The sequence below is a fragment of the Vibrio sp. B1FLJ16 genome (genome assembly GCF_905175385.1).
Lineage (GTDB): Bacteria > Pseudomonadota > Gammaproteobacteria > Enterobacterales > Vibrionaceae > Vibrio.
Window position 1 is genome coordinate 358,337 of the sequence record NZ_HG992749.1, and the last position, 17,321, is coordinate 375,657.

A 17,321-nucleotide genomic window follows, 5' to 3' on the forward strand; every position below is an offset into this window, starting at 1 on the left:
AAGTTAACACTTTAAGTCTTTTCAAACTATTTTAATTTTACTTCCCTCATGTACAGGCCTTTGCTTGCTGCCTCTATATGAATGAATGGCTGGGGAAGAACAAAACTACAAACGGAGATAAACACATGTGTGGAATCGTAGGTGCAGTGGCACAACGAGATGTTGCAGAAATTTTGGTCGAAGGTCTACGTCGTCTGGAGTACCGCGGTTATGACTCAGCGGGTGTGGCGATTGTCGACGCACAATCTAACCTGACCCGCGTACGTCGTCTGGGCAAAGTTCAGGAGCTGGCGGATGCGGTAGAAAAGGACACTGTTTCTGGCGGTACGGGTATCGCACATACACGCTGGGCAACACACGGCGAACCTTCAGAAGCCAATGCGCACCCACACATGTCCGGTGACATTGCGGTTGTACACAACGGCATCATCGAAAACCACGAAGCATTACGTGAGCTGCTTCAGTCACGTGGTTACGTATTTGAATCTCAAACTGATACAGAAGTTATCGCCCATATGGTTGAGTGGGAACTTCGTACCTCTGAAACACTGCTTGAAGCGGTACAGAAAACCGCGAAGCAACTCGAAGGCGCTTACGGCACGGTTGCGCTGGATCGTAAAGATCCTTCTCGTATCGTAGTTGCTCGTTCCGGCAGCCCAATCGTGATCGGTTTCGGTGTCGGTGAGAACTTCCTGGCATCTGACCAACTTGCACTGCTTAACGTTACCCGCCGTTTCATGTACCTGGAAGAAGGTGATGTGGCAGAAATTACTCGTCGTGAAGTGACGGTATTTGATGCGACAGGTGAGCGAGTAGAACGTGAAGTTGTTGAGTCTAATGCAGAGCACGACGCAGGTGACAAAGGTCAGTACCGTCACTTTATGCAGAAAGAAATCTACGAGCAGCCAACTGCACTTATCAACACTATGGAAGGACGCATTACGGCAGATTCTGTGGTAACTGAAGCGATTGGTGTCAATGCAGCAGACATCCTAAGTAAAGTTGAACACGTACAAATCGTCGCATGTGGTACTTCTTACAACGCAGGTATGACGGCTCGTTACTGGTTCGAAGACATTGCCGGCGTGAGCTGTGACGTAGAGATCGCGTCTGAGTTCCGTTACCGCAAGTTTGTTACGCGTCCGAACAGTCTATTGATCACACTGTCTCAATCGGGTGAAACCGCAGATACTCTGGCTGCACTTCGCCTTGCGAAAGAAAAGGGTTACATGGCTGCGATGACTATCTGTAACGTGGCTGGTTCTTCTCTGGTTCGTGAATCAGACTTCGCATTTATGACTCGTGCAGGCGTAGAGATTGGTGTGGCTTCAACCAAAGCATTCACTACTCAGCTTGCGGCACTGCTGATGTTGGTTACGGCGCTTGGTAAGCAACAAAACCGCATTAGCAAAGAGAAAGAAAAAGAGATCGTAGAAGCGCTGCACGCATTGCCGAAGCAAATCAATGCGGCACTTTCTTTCGAGAAAGAAATTGAATCATTAGCTACAGATTTTGCAGACAAGCACCATACGTTGTTCCTTGGCCGTGGTGAATTCTACCCAATCGCGATGGAAGCCTCTCTAAAGCTTAAAGAGATCTCGTACATTCATGCAGAGGCTTACGCAGCCGGTGAGCTGAAACACGGTCCGCTGGCGCTTATCGATGCAGACATGCCGGTAGTTGTGGTTGCTCCAAGTAACGATCTGCTGGAAAAACTGAAATCTAACGTTGAAGAAGTACGCGCACGTGGCGGTCTGCTATATGTATTCGCAGATGCTGATGCAGGTTTTGAAGCGGATGAGACAATGAAGATCATCACGTTACCTCATGTGAGCGAAATTACGGCGGCAATTTACTACACCATCCCGATGCAGTTGTTGTCATACTACATCGCGCTAATCAAAGGTACTGACGTTGACCAACCTCGTAACCTTGCAAAAGCGGTAACAGTTGAGTAATCACGCTTAACAGCACAAATCACAAGCGGCACATGCGAGAGTATGTGCCGCTTTTTTATTGTTAGAGTAATGAGTGAATACAGAAGTTGAGCATTGGATAACGCAGTACAAAGCCTATAAATGGCAGACTATTAGCGCAATATAATGTGGCAGTCCTGATGAATATTTGATGATGTTATTGGTGAGGAGTGGAGTCACTTAACTTTGATTATCCGAGCTCAGGTTAACTCTCTGATTACTGGGGTTAGAACGGGCTATCCTTGCCCAGTTCATTACAGATCTCGACAATCGCGAGAGATAGTCCGGATTTGATGATTTGCTGCTGGCGCTGTAGTTGAAGTTGGTAAAACTCAAGGTCGATGTCGTCGTCCGGTTCATTGACTTCCAGTTGTACCATGCCCATGTTTTTGACCAGGTGAAGTTTTTTGATCGGATCGAGGATATTTGGGTCGGTAAACTCATAGTCTGCAGCATCACTGTTGAGTCGGTTTTTAAGCTTAATGATGTCTTCGATATCATGGTAAATATCGTCGGGTAACACACCTAAACCAAACAGTAACTTTAGACGAACTGAGAGATCACCCAAAGGGCCAGAGTCTTGTAATAGCGGGCCGACAACGGACTGAACCGCGAAGTTATCTTTACGAAAGATTCTTTGTATCAGCCCGTCGATAGATTCGTTAAATACGTCGACAGTAGCAATAAAGAAGCCTCGTACCGATGGTGCGCTGTTCAGTCGTTCAATAATCTCGGTTTCGTTGATGTTATCTGCCATATACTGAGTTGTCGTTAATTCATTATTTAATGGGGAGCAATGCTCCCCAAAGTCAATTACAGCTGATTGTAAAGTGTTTCTATTCGAACTACTTCAGCGCTGTCTTCTGCAAGGCCGGTGTACTTCACGAGAGTTTTCTTCACACCAACGTCTTGCAGCGATGTTTGCAGTTCAACTGCTTGAGGATCGGTGTCGTTAGTGTACTTCAATGCCGCCGCAATCCCTTTTAAAAGTGTTTGGTTTTCAGTGCCATATTCAATTGTACCGAGTAATGGTTTCACTAATCTATCGTTAGCGCCTAGTTTGCGAATTGGCTGTCGGCCAACGCGGTCGACTTCATCAACTAAATATGGGTTTGCAAAACGGCCCAGGATCTTCTCGATGTAGGCATTGTGCATGTCGCGGTCAAATCCGTAGCGGCGAATCAGCACTTCACCACTTTCAACCATCGCCTGCTTCACTTCTGCCTGAATTTCAGGATCTTCTATGGCCTCACGAATGGTTCGATGGCCCTTCAAGCAGCCTAAGTAAGCAGTGATGCAGTGGCCAGTGTTTAGTGTGAAAAGTTTACGTTCGACAAATGCCATCAGGTTATTGGTCTTTTCCATTCCTGTGATATCAGGGACTTCGCCCTTGAACTGCTGTTCATCAACAATCCACTCGCTGAAACTTTCTACAGTGACCTCCAGTGGATCATCGTTGGCTGCTTCTGCCGGTGGCACGATGCGGTCTACTGCTGAATCAACAAAGCCAACTAACTCATCTGCTTTTGCGTGCAGTGATTCATCCAAATGTTTGTACACTTCGCCTTTTAAATGCGTGGTGCCACGAACCATATTTTCACAAGCGATGATATTCAGTGGAGCTTCATTACCTGCTTCTAAACGTTTAGTAATACCTGCCGCGATAGTCTTGGCAATGATATCCAACACGTTTGGACCGACGGCGGTGGTGACCAGATCGGTTTTCACGATGCGGTCAATCACGTCTTCGCTGGCAGAGTTAACTGCCGTGACGTGTGTTACTGTATCGACTTGGCATTGAGTACCGACGACTTTTACTTTGTATTCTTGTTTATGACTTAGCTGGTCTACTAAAGGGGCATCAACGTCAGCGAAAGTGACCTCAACGTCTGCGTCTGCTAGTAGTTTGCCAATGAAACCACGACCGATGTTACCTGCGCCAAAATGAACTGCATTTTTCATAATTCTTACCTACCAATGTCTGAAATGTTGACTAACGAATCTAGGGTGAGGTCAACCGCATAGGGGGTGACAGCTGACCTCGGTTTGCTCAGGAGCAAATTAAACAGAGTGATTAAGCTGCCTGTTGACCGCCAAGAATGCTGAGAATCTCTTCTACATCCGTAGTGCTGGTCAGCTTCTCAATAGCCTCTGGCTCGTCGAGCGCGTTCGTAATGGTGGTAATCACCTGGATGTGCTCATCGTTTTTAGCGGCAATGCCGATAACCAGTTTCGCTACATCGTCTTTGTCTTCAGTAAATTGGATACCCGATGGGTATTGGCAGATAACTATGCCGGTTTTCTTCACGCGATCTTTCGCTTCAATCGTACCGTGTGGTACCGCGATAGATTCGCCAAGGTAGGTTGGAACCAGCTCTTCACGCGCAAACATGGCGTCTACGTACTCTGGTTCTGCGTAGCCAAGCTCAACTAACTTGTTGCCTGCAAAGCGAATCGCTTCTTCTTTGTTGGCCGCGCTTAAACCCAAATGAATGTTTTCACGTTGGATTTTGAATACCGATGGTTGTTGTGGCTCAAAACTGTCGTCGTTTGCAGCAAGAACCGAAACTTTGACCATCTGATCGTCGTTTGCCGATGACGTTTTTTGTGCCGCCAGCAGTCTGGTCACGAGTTGGTTGTACATTTCGCTGTCAAGGAAGTTAGTCAGTGAAATGTGGTGTGCGTTAGGAGCGTGCTGACGAGCACGATCCGTCAAGTCTTTATGAGTAATCACGATATCTGCACTCTCTGATAAGTTGTTAATAGCAAGGTTGGTCACGTTGATGTTCAGACCTGCGTCCTGAACTTTCTTGCGTAGCATGCTCGCACCCATGGCGCTTGAGCCCATGCCCGCGTCACAAGCGACAATAATGCTTTGTACTGTCGCAAGGTCTACGTCACCTTTGCTTTCACTGTTTACCGCTGCATTGTTTTTAGATGCAGATTTCATGTCTTTCATTTGCGAAGTTGCTTTGTCTAACGCTGCTTCATCACCGTCTTCTTCTGTCGACGTTTGGGTCTTCATCAGTAGTGCTGCTACTGCGAATGACACGCCTGCTGCTGATGCGATAGAGGCGAGAACACCGAGGATAGCGCCTTTTTGCGTCATCAATAGTACTGCGAAGATAGAACCCGGAGAGGCAGGAGAGACAATACCGGCGTTGAACATTGTCAGAACGAACACACCTGTCATACCGCCCGCAATAGCGGCAAGAATGAGACGTGGATTCATCAGGATGTATGGGAAGTAAATCTCGTGGATGCCACCGAAGAAATGGATAATTGATGCGCCACCTGCCGTTTGGCGAGCGGTACCTTTACCAAACACCATGTAAGCTAGCAGGATTCCCAAACCAGGGCCTGGGTTTGCTTCGATAAGGAAGAAGATCGATTGACCGGTTTCGGACGCTTGTTGGATACCCAGCGGCGAGAAAATACCGTGGTTAATTGCGTTATTCAGGAACAGGATCTTCGCTGGCTCTACAAAAATTGAAGTCAGAGGCAGAAGGTGGGCTGATACAAGGAAGTTTACTCCGGCTGCTAACGCGCCTGAAAGTATTTTCACAAAAGGACCAATCAAGAAGAAGGCCAGAATTGCGCATAGCATCCCGATGATGCCGGCAGAGAAGTTGTTTACCAACATCTCAAAGCCACTTTTCACTTTGCCATCGATGTAGTTATCGAATTTCTTAATTGCCCAGCCGCCCATAGGGCCGACCATCATTGCACCCATAAACATTGGGATGTCTGTGCCGACAATGACGCCCATCGTGGTGATTGCGCCAACAACCGCACCACGATCGCCGCCGACTAATTTACCACCGGTGTAACCGATAAGCAGTGGCAGTAAGTAAGTGATCATAGGACCAACCATGGAAGCTAGCGTTTCATTTGGTAGCCAACCAGTTGGAATAAATAGAGCAGTGATAAAGCCCCACGCGATAAATGCGCCAATATTAGGCATTACCATGTTAGACAGAAAACGACCAAAATTTTGTATCTTGATCTTAGCATCTGGTGATATCATAACAATTCCCCGTTCGATGTTCTGATGAATATTGTTGTTGTAAACGGTTCGCCAAAACCGCTTGTTTGATTGCTTAGTACCCAATCAATTTATCACACAATTTTCATTTGGAACTGACAACGGGTTTTTCGTGATCAGTACCAGCACTTCTTCAGATAAAAAGCACTTTTTAAGTGATGAAGATCAATTAATTGATCTGTAACTTAGTGACAAAATTCAGCTTTTAAATCTGTCAATAAAAATTTTAGTGATCAGTTCGATCTTATGACAAATATGAAATAAAAATATATTGTGATCAGTGTCACTTTTGATTTTTTTGAATATCAAATTAAATACTTGTGTCGATCTTACTCACACTTTGGCCTGGCTGGTCTTGGCTTGAAAGTGTGATTTAAATCAACTTGTAGGTTTTTTGAAATTTTGTAACGATATTCACGGATGAAATTGCGTACGTGGCAATTTATTGGTCGTGTGAATGTATCTGAGCTGAAAGTGTAGACGGCTCCTTATTGTTTTCACTAGAAAAACAAAAGGATAGTGCATTGCAGCCCTTTTGGATTGGATAAGCAATGCACAGAAGGTCTGAAAAATGTTTTTAGCTGTGCTGAGCTAAATACTCTGCGGAATTTTCCTTCCCCATGTAACGTGCCAGTGTCTTGTCTGGTACCTCGCGTAAATCCACCATGATCAATCCGTCCAGCGCGTTGTTGAAGGCCGGATCAACATTAAAGCAGACCAGTTTTCCGTTAAGGCTTAAATACTGACGCAGCAGTACAGGAATGCTTTTACCTTCATCGATACGAGCAATGACACGGGACAACAATTGTAAATCCCCCAAAGCGGCGAGCATACTGATGTTCCAGTTCTGGTTTACCTCCGGTAGCGGATTTGTTGGTGTAACATACTCTGCACAGGTGCTGTCGTAATGGTGCAGTGCCATCGATTGGGCAATCAGCTGACGTGCACTCTGGCTGTAGTCATTGCTGATGCTGACGGGCCCAAACAAGTGAGTATACTCCGGGTTTTTGTACACAAATGTCGCAATGCCTTTCCATAGCAGGAGTAGGGCGCTCATGCTCTTTTGGTATTGCTCTGCAATCACCGAGCGTCCGAGCTCAATCGATTTGCCCATTTTACCGAGAAAGCGCTGGTCATAGCGGAACAGAGTCCTCGAGTACAAGCCGTTTACGCCATGTTTGATCAGTAACTGATCCACCAGGCCCAGACGATAAGCCCCCACCATGGACTGATTTTTGCGATCCCAGACAAACAGGTGCAGATAATCGTGATCGAAATGATCGATGTCGATCGCTAGCCCGGTTCCTTCGCCAACCTTGCGGAAGTGGTATTCACGCAGGCGACCTATTTCATGCAGGAGGTATGGGATCTCCTTAGCTCCGGTGCAGTAGACTTCAAAATCACCGCTTTCAAGCAGTTTGGCTTCTGGAGGCAAGCTGTGCAGCTCTTCAAGCAATTGGCCTACAGGTAACCTTGCCGCGATAGGCGGCAAATCATCTGCTGAGACTGTTTGCTGAGCAGAACTTGAATTACGGTTAAGCAGATAGGTATTGAGCCTTAAATAATTAACGACTTGATCATCGCTTAGATTGTTAAGTTCTTGATATTTAATTGCTTGTCCAAACGATAATTCTATGGTTTGCGAATTTTTGTTGAGCAGTTCCCTTCCTAGCATCAGAGTTCTCAGTAAAGGGTGAATTTTTCCGGCCATATAAAAGCGCTTCGAGTTTTGCCCGTTAATGAACACAGGTACGGTCGTCGCTTTGTTTTTACGAATCAGGGTACTGACGCTACGACTCCACTCTTTGTCTTCTAACCGCTTTTGTTTTGAATCAACCAACTGAGAAACTTCACCTGCAGGGAAAACGAGCAGCAACCCGCCGTTAGCCAGGTGCTTGTTTGCTGCACGCAGTGCTTTCATGTTTGACTTCACTGCCTCTTTTCCGTCAAAGACATCTACACCGATAAACAGCTGATCAAGCTCCGGGACCGTTTTAAGGTATTGATTAGCAAGAATCTGAATATCGCTGCGCACCATAAGAAGCAGTTCAGCCAAAATTACCCCTTCAACACAGCCGAGTGGATGGTTGGCAACGATTATTGTCGGACCGTGTCTCGGTACTGAATCGGTTGAACCATGAGCAATACGGTAATCGATACCTAAAATGGAGAGAGTAAAACGTAAGAAGGTTTGAATATCCGCATTGAGTGGTCTTTGAACATAGAACTTATCAAGCTGGCTTAATCCGGTTGCCCACTCTGCGACATTTTCACCAATGCCAAACGGCGTTTTACGCGGGAGACGAAAGGGGGTAGAGCTGTCCATATTTACCTCAGCATGTGAGTTGATTACCGGATAGTAGAAATCGCAGATGACAATTGAGAGGCAGATTCGTGAGTCTTTGATGACAAAGGAGTGACGATTTATTCAACAAATCAAGGGATTGCTTAATCTGGTGGTGATTGTTTGTTCGTTTTTCACCGTCTTATGCTATGTTAGACGAGGCTTATTTACTGAGCCTTTACTCACCGAAAGCATCGGTTTTTATCAATCAATATAACCACCCAGATTCTATAAAGGTTTGGGTACAAGTCCGCTTCCCCTGAAATGGCTGAAACGGCTAAGGATATTTATGAATGGAAACAATCTGGATTAAGAATCCACTCGCGATCTACACTGGCAATGAGCAGGATGCTCGCGGAGGGCTGGTCATTCGCGGAAACAAAATTGTTGAGCTGGTAGCGCTCAATGCCACACCTGATACTAAGATCGACTCGGTCGTCAACGCCACCCAGCACGTCATTACTCCGGGGCTGATCAATGCCCACCACCACTTCTATCAGACCCTGACACGCGCTTATCCTGACGCGCTCAATAAAGAACTGTTTCACTGGCTGAAAAGCCTCTATCCGGTCTGGGCTAATCTGGATCAGGAGATGATGAGTGTCGCTACTGAGTTGGCTTTGGTTGAGCTGATGCGCTCTGGATGTACAACCGCATCGGATCATCATTATCTGCTCCCTGACGGACTGGAACATGCCATTGATCTTCAGGTAGAAACCGCACAAAAGCTCGGCGTTCGGGCTATTTTCACCCGCGGTTCAATGAGTCTGGGCGAAGATCAGGGCGGTTTGCCGCCAAGACACACGATCCAATCTGAGCAAGCGATCATTGATGACAGTAAACGACTCATCAGTGAGTATCACCAGCATCATGATGGTGCGATGACGCAAATTGCGCTGGCGCCATGTTCTCCGTTCTCCGTCACGACCGATCTGATGAAAGAGACTGCGAGAATCGCACGTGATGAGAATGTCATGGTGCACACTCACCTATGTGAAACCATTGATGAAGAGAACTTCTGCATCAAGCAGTTCGGATTGCGTCCGGTCGATTACCTCGAAGATGTTGGCTGGTTGAACGAGCGTACCTGGCTTGCTCACGGAATTCACTTTAACTCTGAAGAGATTCAACGCCTGGGTAAAGCCGGGGTCGGGGTGAGTCACTGTCCGACATCTAATATGATGCTGGCTTCTGGTATGTGCAAGAACTTAGAGCTTGAACAGGCTGGAGTAAAAGTCGGTCTTGGTGTGGATGGCTCTGCCTCAAACGACGGCTCGAATATGATTGCTGAAGTACGTATGGCAATGTACCTGCAACGGCTGCAGTACGGCTCGGCGAAAGTGACGCATTTTGATGCGCTGCGCTGGGCGACGAAAGGTTCGGCGCTTGCGATGGGGCGTCAGGACATCGGGGAGCTGAGCGTCGGTTTTCAGGCTGATGTCGCGATGTTCAAACTGGATGACATTCGTTTTTCCGGTAGTCATGATCCGCTGGCAGCTTTGCTGTTATGTGGCGCTCAGCAGGCTGACAGAGTCATGGTCGCAGGCCAATGGAGAGTGCATGATGGTGAGGTTATTGGTGTCGATTTACAGGACTTGATGGCTCGTCATAGCCGTGCGGCGAAGCGTCTGGCAACGCTTTCATCGGGGCAGAGAATCTGAGATTAGCACAGCTAAATTTAAGCATCAGCTTGTTATCTGGCAGATAAAACAAAGCCGCTTACGGTCAGTAAGCGGCTTTCTCTTTTTAAAAATGAGATCTACAAAATCGGCTCGATGTCTTGCTCAGTGCGTTCGCCTTCAAACACGACTACCGGCGTGTAGTGTTGATAGATCAGGAAACCATCTTCAGAAGCTTCATGAGTATCCGCATTGTCCACATATGCTGTACATGTGTAACCGACAGAGTAAGTACCCGGACCGATATATCCGAACTCGTAGTTGTAGGTTACGTTACCTAGCTCGTCTTCAGTCTCGTTAACATCGGCAATTGCAACAGGTGTGTTAAGTTCCGCTGGCGCTCCTAGATCACCCATCGCACTGCGATCCATCTCACCGGCATACAGATAAACAGCATGTACAGCTGTATCATCATTAATGGCATTCAAAGCAGCGCTGTCTGCCTCACAAGCCTGGTATTGTACTGAGCTCACGTCACCACCAATATGACCAGCCTCTGCTGCATTTACTAAGCTTACCGCGTTAGAGTTCATGTTCATGTAATCTTTGCCGGTAGGATCAGCCAGACCCTTACGTAAATCAAACTCTACAACGTAGCTGTTATTGCCGGTATGTACTTTTACGTACTCACCTTTTTGAGAGAATTTTAAGCGCCCCTGGTCACTGGTATCCGGCTTCGCGCCGTAGCAGCTACCTCGGCTGTTAACGACGAGACCTTTCACTGTTCCATCTGTTTTTTCGACGTAAGAAAGCGACGTGTCATTCAACTGAGTACCATCTTTAGCATACAGACACATTGCGTAGTCTCCCGGTGCAAGGGTCTGCTCGCTGATAATAGTTTCTGCGTTGCTGCCCTGATACTCCATCAAGTCTATCTGACGCAATTCTCCGTCTTCACTGACGTTCATAATAATATGGTCACCAGTCTGCTCACCGGTTTCCGGGTCGAAAGGAATTAAAACCACATCTTCAAAAGCCAAAACGACTTTTTCTGCATCGTCGACAGGAGCATCAGAAACTGCCAAAGAAAAAGTAGCGGTTTCTGTTTTGAAAGAAGAGTCATCGCTGTTACAGCCAGTCAGTAACAGACCACCTGTAATTGCAAGTAGAGGGTAAGTATATTTTTTCATGTTTCCTCTTTTATATATTCACACTGCTAATAATTGAAAAATCTTACACTTAGAAGCGAGAATAAATGTCATTGCGGCGTAATGAAGGGGTAAATCTTCCATGTTTGTGCAAAAGGAAAGACACGGGTTCCAAAGTTATTTTTCTTCATACAAAGCGCGCAGTGTAAGACATGCTACTTATATCTATTTTATTAAACCGAGTACCGCTTTATAAAACTAAGTTCTTATATATTTTTGCAGGATATTGATAATAATCAAGTTTAGAGAATGATTAGAAGAGTATGGTGAACTGACTCACTACAAGAAGGAAGTAGTAGCATGGCATTAAAATATTTTATTCGGGAGCTATTGGGATTAGCCATTGTGGTCTGTGTTGTCTTTGGAGTTCTGGGTTTGATGTTGGATCTTTTTGCTCTGACAGCATTTGTTGAGCACCAGGATTCTATTGCTCGTATATTTTTTCATGAGTCATTGTATTTTATTGTATTTTTCATCCCGCCATATTTTCTCTGGAAGCTTATCAATCGCCCGGACTTAGTTATCGCAGCACAAGACTACCTGGCGATGAAAATTGAGGCAGAGCGTCGCAAGAACGCTGAGCATTATTAGGCCAACAACATAGTAAACAACTCTTGGCTTAGAACTAAAAAGTGCAAAGGCTCATGGAGAACACCATGAGCCTTTTTATATTACCTTGCGTAAATTTGGGTAAAGACGTACCTGGAATTATTTTTAATAGTACAACCTCTCCTATACTCAATTTGGGATGTGTGAAATGTCAATAAAGGTTGCGATAGGGGAGGTTACTATGAGATTTCCACTTGTCATGTTGTTGGGTTCTGTCCTGATTGGATGCACATCAGTTTCAGAGCAAGCTATGCTGGCGCAGTCGGGAGAGTGGTATAAAATCGGTTTACTCGATGGTCAGCAAGGTCATTACCAGCGTGCACGAACTGAACTTATAGCACTCAATGAGCTTGGTGATGCGGGAGTTCAGCAGTACAAGCAAGGCTACATGCAGGGCATATCCGAATATTGCTTACCCGATAACGCTTACGAACAAGGAGATCGAGGCATACGTTATCGTGGCCAGTGCGCTAATACAGAGTTTGAAGATTTAGCTGTTAAAAAATGGCAGTCAGCTTACGAAGACGCACTAGCTATGGAGGCGATGTACTTTGAGTACAGTGACTAGGAGCTGTTGAAATACGCAGATATTAACTTTATCTCTGAATATACAAAGGCGTAGCAGGTATTAATCTGCTGCGCCTTTTTAAATTTTGAAACTTCGAATAGTGAACAAAAAACTAATCAGAATAGCTTTCGTTGGACAGATTAAACAGAAATTAAGAACCCATATACTCAGCTAGGTACGGATTTATATTTTTGTATCTTCAAGATCTCTTTTGTTCTGAAAACGTCCACTTATCCCCTGTCTAGTTATCGACTAATGAATGGAATATTGAGCCGAAAAAACACAAGTTATTAGATATAAAGTATTGTGAATCTTATCAAGTTCCCACTTTTTTTACTGTAAATATTAACAAGCTCAACACAACCTGAAACCGGTCACATTTATTTATCTTAAAATTAAAACATCCATCTAATGTGAGTTCACTCTGATTATTTTTTATTTCACTCCGTAAAATTAAGCCAATCAAAGAGAGCGGGCTTTTCAATCTCTAATAAAAAATTTAATTAAAACATATCTTTAATCTTACAATTTAGTGAATATGAAACAAGGGGTGTAAATATGAACATTTTCGGCACAATGCAGAAAATGGGTAAATCCTTAATGCTGCCAGTGGCATGTATGCCTGCAGCGGGGATTCTACTCGGAATCGGTGGTAACTCGGAGGTTGCTAAGTTCTTACCAGATATTGTTGCACAAGTCATGACCGAGGCCGGCCTTGGTGTGTTTGCCAATATGGCGCTTTTGTTTGCTATTGGTGTAGCTTTGGGCTTCACAAAGAATGACGGTGTCGCTGCACTGGCTGCAACACTTGGCTACCTGACAATGACACGCGTACTTGGCGTAGTGGCAGAGGGCACAGACGTCGGGGTATTTGGTGGCGTAATCATGGGCTTAGTTGCTGCTCAACTGTTCAATAAATACCACAATATCAAGCTGCCTACTTACCTAGGTTTCTTTGGCGGTAAACGCTTTGTACCTATCGTAACGTCACTGGCTGCTTGTATTGTTGCTGGTGTCCTTGCCATTATATGGCAACCTATCGGTGCAGCTATCGCGGCATTCTCTCACTGGGCTGCTTACCAATCTCCGGAACTGGCTTTTGGTATCTACGGCTTTGTCGAGCGTTCACTTATTCCTTTCGGTCTACACCACATCTGGAACGCGCCATTCTTCTATGAAGTTGGTTCATTCACTACCGCAGCGGGCGAAGTCGTTACTGGTGAAATTCCACGTTACCTGGCTGGTGATGCAACTGCGGGCAACCTGGCTGGTGGTTACATGTTTAAGATGTTTGGTTTGCCAGCTGCGTGTCTAGCTATGTATGTTACAGCTAAGCCAGAAAACAAAGTAAAAGTTGCTTCTATTCTTGGTTCTGCTGCACTAACTTCATTCCTTACAGGTATCACTGAGCCAATCGAATTTGCTTTCTTATTCGTTGCTCCAGTCCTATACGTTGTTCATGCTCTTATTGCGGCAACTGCATTCCCAGTGATGATTATGCTGGGTATTAAGCACGGTACAACATTTAGTCATGGTCTGTTCGATTTCACTCTACTGTACGGGAACTCTTCTAACGGTTGGTTGTTGATTGTTATGGGGCTTGTTTATGCGGCGATTTACTTTGTTGTATTTACTACTCTTATCAAAGCAATGAACCTAAAAACAGTTGGTCGTGAAGACGAAGAGCTAAACGAAGTAGCAACAATGGAAACTTCTGAGCAAGCACAACTAGTACTTGAAGCGTTTGGTGGTAAAGAGAATATTGAATCTATTGACGCATGTATTACTCGTCTTCGTATGACGGTAAGAGATGAGTCTAAGGTGGATCAAGACCGCTTGAAAAAACTTGGCGCTACGGCTGTTGTCCGTCCTTCTGAGAACAATTTACAAGCAATCTTCGGTACTCACTCTGAGATTCTGAAAGGGGAAATAGAACCTCTTCTATAACACCCCAAAAACAACTACACGGAAGCTCCTGTAGAAGTTTAACCCCGCTCTTCGGAGTGGGGTTTTTTGTTTAATACAGTAAATTAGTTTCCCGTGAGCTCTACACATTGTTTATGTATAGACCAGTTTAAAGCGGTTACGCAAAGAGCTGTTTCTTTAAACATACCTCGTGTTATGCGCATCGAAGCTAAGCAGAATGTCAAATCGCACAAGAGGCATAGTGCCATCTCTAACAGACCCGGTAGTCGTAGCCATTGCCAAGGGTGACCTTATTGTTGTCTTGTCTAGCAATCGTTTGCTTTTATAGATGGCGGCTATTAATAATTGTATTATATACTCTTGAAACTTATATGTTCCTTCATCTTGCTAGGGGTGAAGGTCTTTGATTTGTCATGTTTTTTGGGTGTTTTATGCTGTCGAAACTACCGGTTTTTAATAAACTAATAGCCGCTGATTTTATAGTTGCTTTGGGGTTACTACTTTCCCTCCTCTTTGCCGAAAATGGCCTGCCTTTAACTTTCTACTTCATCAGCATTATTGCACTTATGAGTTTAAATGCTCTGTCGTTGTATTTCTCTTTATCCAATCGACTTCAGAAGATTGAAAGCAAGTTTGAGAGTAATCCATCGAGAGGTGCGGATCTATTATCTCGTTTAGATTCAGGTACAAGCCATCTGGTGAGTGAGCTGGAAGAATGTAAAGCTAAGATAGTTTTCATGGAGCAAAACCAGAAACAACTTGAAAGTGAAATCCAGAACTTCGAAGCGCAAAAAAGTCACAATGACTTGAATAACCGTTTAGAGCCTGTTGCTTATGCTGCATCTGACATGAGTAACGTAGTTTCAGAAATGGTTGATAAAGCGGGGGATATCACTGAAGTGACCAGCGGACTGATTAAGGACTTGGCAAAATCTTGTGAAGGATTAGAAGCAGGTGCAAAAGCGACAAAAGACGATGCTGACTTTATTACCGGCTTTAAAGGTGATATAGCCAAACTGAGCGAGACAGTGGCAAACATCAATGGACTGGTTCTGGAGATTAATGATATTTCCGAGCAGACTAATCTACTCGCTCTGAATGCTGCAATTGAAGCTGCGCGTGCAGGGGAGTACGGCCGTGGGTTTGCGGTTGTCGCTGATGAGGTGAGAAAGTTAGCTACCCGCGCCCAGTCTTCGAGTGTTGATATAGAGCGTGGTATCGCTACCGTCATTGCACAGGCTGACTCTTCTGCGAAGGGAATGGAACGAATAAGTAATAATGTAGATTTCGCAGTCGTAGCTAACTTTGAACAAGTTGAGTTTGTAAAAGGTATTCTTAGTAGGCTGGAACAAGTTAATGATGGCATCAGTCAGCTTAATGCTTCTGCGAATCAGCATCGAAAGTTGAGTGAAGATGTTTGTAACGGGCTTGATAAGCTTAAGAGCACTCATTAGTTAATTTCTTAGGAATGGATTGCCGGATTGTTGGCTCCCGACTGACCCGGTAATCTTTTGTGTGCCTAACACCCTATCCACATTCCAACACATAAATTCTTACGCAAGTTGTCGCCGTAGTTAAATGCACTTAAAAGGGCATCTTTAGCTGAGATGTACTTTTAGCTAAAACTGCACTGAGAAGCCCTATGAGATGAACTAGGACACTTCACATACTAAAGGTTAGTTGGATGCATGATATGGGCTTGCTAACGTCTGCTGACAGCTAGAGGAAAAAGATTACTGAGAGAAGTCAGACAGGAAAGTATTGTGAGGTAAACTCAGGACAGGATATAGACCGGACCAGAAAAGACAAAGGCCCGTAGAGAAATCTACGGGCCTTCTGGAATATGGTGGCCCCTCGCAGACTTGAACTGCGGACCAATCGATTATGAGCGAAGGTCTGATCGCATACTCTACACCGGACTAACCCGATAAATTCCCCACGTATCGACCCTGAAAAATCTCATCATCCAACTATTCTCATGACTCGGTTGACGGTGTCGCGGCACAGATGTAACTGAGATTTTACGACGACGCCGACGAGGGAATTGGGGTGAGTTTGTTGCTTGGGGACAGGAACGGGACCGGAAAAAGACAGGCCACTAACTACTAGTATCAACTCAGATATCGAACTTATATCAATGATTTGTAATGCCCTTATTGGTTTGTGCCAGTATGGGCATTTTTGTATTTGGTTCATTCACTGCCAAGACATAGAGAGTGCAGTTACCTAACAGAATAAGGAGCAAGCAACATGGCCCGTAAAACAAGTAGTAAAAGTATGAGCGCTAGTGATTCGGCTGAAAACACGGTTGCAAACGATAGAAAGCAGGAACAGGTCGATTCCGAGGGTTCACATCATATTTTGAAAGAAGGCAAGGCCCGAAAGCTAAGCCCTAAATCAACGAATCATGTGTTCTATGAGGTAGGTCGCGAGCCACATGATGGAGACTTGTACGTAAGACTGGTTACTAACGAAGGTGGCGGGCTTCACAGTAAAGAGTGGGTCAAGCTTGTTGATGTGCTGGATGTACTTTCTAGTCAAAAAGACAAACCATTTAAGAGCAGTGTGCTTAGAACGGTATTTAGCAGCAAGAGTGCCAACAATGCTGGATTCTTAGCGGCTTGTCTTCGTGACATGGAGTTAACCATCCAGTCGGAGAAATCTGTGTTCCTGCAAGTTCTAGCGCCAAATTTTCACAAACACCGAGAAGAATTGCTGGCACTTAGTCAGCAGTGCTCTGAATAACCTAATTCACGACCACAGTCGGATACGCCACAGTGCTTATTCGGCTTTTTATAGGAGAACAAAATGAAAGGTCTAAGTAAGTGTAGTGTGATGAATGCCGTTGGATCGGTAAGGATTACCAAGCGAGAGTGAGAAACAGAAATAGATATAAAGCCTAGTACCAAAGGAGCGTTTAAAGGTGCTGCAACCGGAATGGTGATCGAAAGGTACTTTGGACCTGTTGGTGTTGTTGGCGGGATGGCTGGCTATGTACTCGGTGATGATTAATAAAGCACGATAAA

The 17,321-nt window shown here is 45.1% G+C and carries 12 protein-coding genes; 7 read left to right on the top strand and 5 right to left on the bottom strand.

Annotation, left to right across the window (positions count from 1 at the left end; translation table 11 throughout):
* Positions 1-125 precede the first annotated feature (125 nt).
* Positions 126-1,958, top strand: coding sequence for a glutamine--fructose-6-phosphate transaminase (isomerizing) (glmS, locus tag KHN79_RS01735; RefSeq protein WP_182009690.1), 1,833 nt, complete (start codon positions 126-128; stop codon positions 1,956-1,958).
* A 244-nt stretch (positions 1,959-2,202) separates the two neighbouring features.
* Here glmS and KHN79_RS01740 read toward each other — a convergent pair whose 3' ends face one another.
* The 4 genes from KHN79_RS01740 to KHN79_RS01755 all read right to left on the bottom strand — a co-directional run bounded on the left by KHN79_RS01740 (position 2,203) and on the right by KHN79_RS01755 (position 8,347).
* Positions 2,203-2,733 carry an MltR family transcriptional regulator gene (locus KHN79_RS01740; RefSeq protein WP_182009689.1) on the bottom strand — a complete coding sequence of 177 codons (531 nt, stop codon included), beginning with the start codon at positions 2,731-2,733 and terminating at the stop codon, positions 2,203-2,205.
* Between the two features lie 56 nt (positions 2,734-2,789).
* A complete protein-coding gene (locus KHN79_RS01745) occupies positions 2,790-3,938 on the bottom strand; it encodes a mannitol-1-phosphate 5-dehydrogenase (protein WP_182009688.1) in 1,149 nt (382 codons plus the stop codon).
* A gap of 112 nt (positions 3,939-4,050) precedes the next feature.
* Positions 4,051-6,003 carry a PTS mannitol transporter subunit IICBA gene (locus KHN79_RS01750; RefSeq protein ID WP_182009687.1) on the bottom strand — a complete coding sequence of 651 codons (1,953 nt, stop codon included), beginning with the start codon at positions 6,001-6,003 and terminating at the stop codon, positions 4,051-4,053.
* Between the two features lie 595 nt (positions 6,004-6,598).
* Entirely contained in the window at positions 6,599-8,347 is a 1,749-nt protein-coding gene (locus KHN79_RS01755) for a lysophospholipid acyltransferase family protein (protein WP_182009686.1), read from the bottom strand.
* Positions 8,348-8,658: 311 nt separating this feature from the next.
* Between KHN79_RS01755 and KHN79_RS01760 the strand changes: the two genes are divergently transcribed.
* Positions 8,659-10,026 (top strand): 8-oxoguanine deaminase, encoded by a 1,368-nt coding sequence (locus KHN79_RS01760; protein ID WP_182009685.1) that lies wholly within the window; start codon positions 8,659-8,661, stop codon positions 10,024-10,026.
* A gap of 98 nt (positions 10,027-10,124) precedes the next feature.
* Here the strand turns inward: KHN79_RS01760 and KHN79_RS01765 are convergent, their stop codons facing one another.
* Positions 10,125-11,174 (bottom strand): DUF4382 domain-containing protein, encoded by a 1,050-nt coding sequence (locus tag KHN79_RS01765; RefSeq protein WP_182009684.1) that lies wholly within the window; start codon positions 11,172-11,174, stop codon positions 10,125-10,127.
* A 318-nt stretch (positions 11,175-11,492) separates the two neighbouring features.
* Here KHN79_RS01765 and KHN79_RS01770 point away from each other — a divergent pair, with 318 nt between their 5' ends.
* The 5 genes from KHN79_RS01770 (at position 11,493) to KHN79_RS01790 (ending at position 17,040) form a co-directional block, all read left to right on the top strand.
* A complete protein-coding gene (locus tag KHN79_RS01770; protein WP_182009683.1) occupies positions 11,493-11,783 on the top strand; it encodes a D-fructose-6-phosphate amidotransferase in 291 nt (96 codons plus the stop codon).
* Between the two features lie 199 nt (positions 11,784-11,982).
* Positions 11,983-12,369 (top strand): DUF2799 domain-containing protein, encoded by a 387-nt coding sequence (locus tag KHN79_RS01775; RefSeq protein WP_182009682.1) that lies wholly within the window; start codon positions 11,983-11,985, stop codon positions 12,367-12,369.
* Positions 12,370-12,927: 558 nt separating this feature from the next.
* On the top strand, positions 12,928-14,316 hold the full coding sequence (gene ptsG / locus KHN79_RS01780) for a PTS glucose transporter subunit IIBC (protein ID WP_182009681.1): 1,389 nt from the start codon (positions 12,928-12,930) through the stop codon (positions 14,314-14,316).
* Between the two features lie 410 nt (positions 14,317-14,726).
* Complete coding sequence (locus tag KHN79_RS21720) at positions 14,727-15,749, top strand: methyl-accepting chemotaxis protein (RefSeq protein WP_182009680.1); 1,023 nt, start codon at positions 14,727-14,729, stop codon at positions 15,747-15,749.
* Between the two features lie 796 nt (positions 15,750-16,545).
* A complete protein-coding gene (locus KHN79_RS01790) occupies positions 16,546-17,040 on the top strand; it encodes a hypothetical protein (protein ID WP_182009679.1) in 495 nt (164 codons plus the stop codon).
* Positions 17,041-17,321: the final 281 nt, after the last annotated feature.

Coding starts and splice junctions, on each gene's coding strand:
- glmS (WP_182009690.1), top strand. CDS start 126: ATGTGTGGAATCGTAGGTGCAGTGGCACAACGAGATGTTGCAGAAATT.
- KHN79_RS01740 (WP_182009689.1), bottom strand. CDS start 2,733: ATGGCAGATAACATCAACGAAACCGAGATTATTGAACGACTGAACAGC.
- KHN79_RS01745 (WP_182009688.1), bottom strand. CDS start 3,938: ATGAAAAATGCAGTTCATTTTGGCGCAGGTAACATCGGTCGTGGTTTC.
- KHN79_RS01750 (WP_182009687.1), bottom strand. CDS start 6,003: ATGATATCACCAGATGCTAAGATCAAGATACAAAATTTTGGTCGTTTT.
- KHN79_RS01755 (WP_182009686.1), bottom strand. CDS start 8,347: ATGGACAGCTCTACCCCCTTTCGTCTCCCGCGTAAAACGCCGTTTGGC.
- KHN79_RS01760 (WP_182009685.1), top strand. CDS start 8,659: ATGGAAACAATCTGGATTAAGAATCCACTCGCGATCTACACTGGCAAT.
- KHN79_RS01765 (WP_182009684.1), bottom strand. CDS start 11,174: ATGAAAAAATATACTTACCCTCTACTTGCAATTACAGGTGGTCTGTTA.
- KHN79_RS01770 (WP_182009683.1), top strand. CDS start 11,493: ATGGCATTAAAATATTTTATTCGGGAGCTATTGGGATTAGCCATTGTG.
- KHN79_RS01775 (WP_182009682.1), top strand. CDS start 11,983: ATGAGATTTCCACTTGTCATGTTGTTGGGTTCTGTCCTGATTGGATGC.
- ptsG (WP_182009681.1), top strand. CDS start 12,928: ATGAACATTTTCGGCACAATGCAGAAAATGGGTAAATCCTTAATGCTG.
- KHN79_RS21720 (WP_182009680.1), top strand. CDS start 14,727: ATGCTGTCGAAACTACCGGTTTTTAATAAACTAATAGCCGCTGATTTT.
- KHN79_RS01790 (WP_182009679.1), top strand. CDS start 16,546: ATGGCCCGTAAAACAAGTAGTAAAAGTATGAGCGCTAGTGATTCGGCT.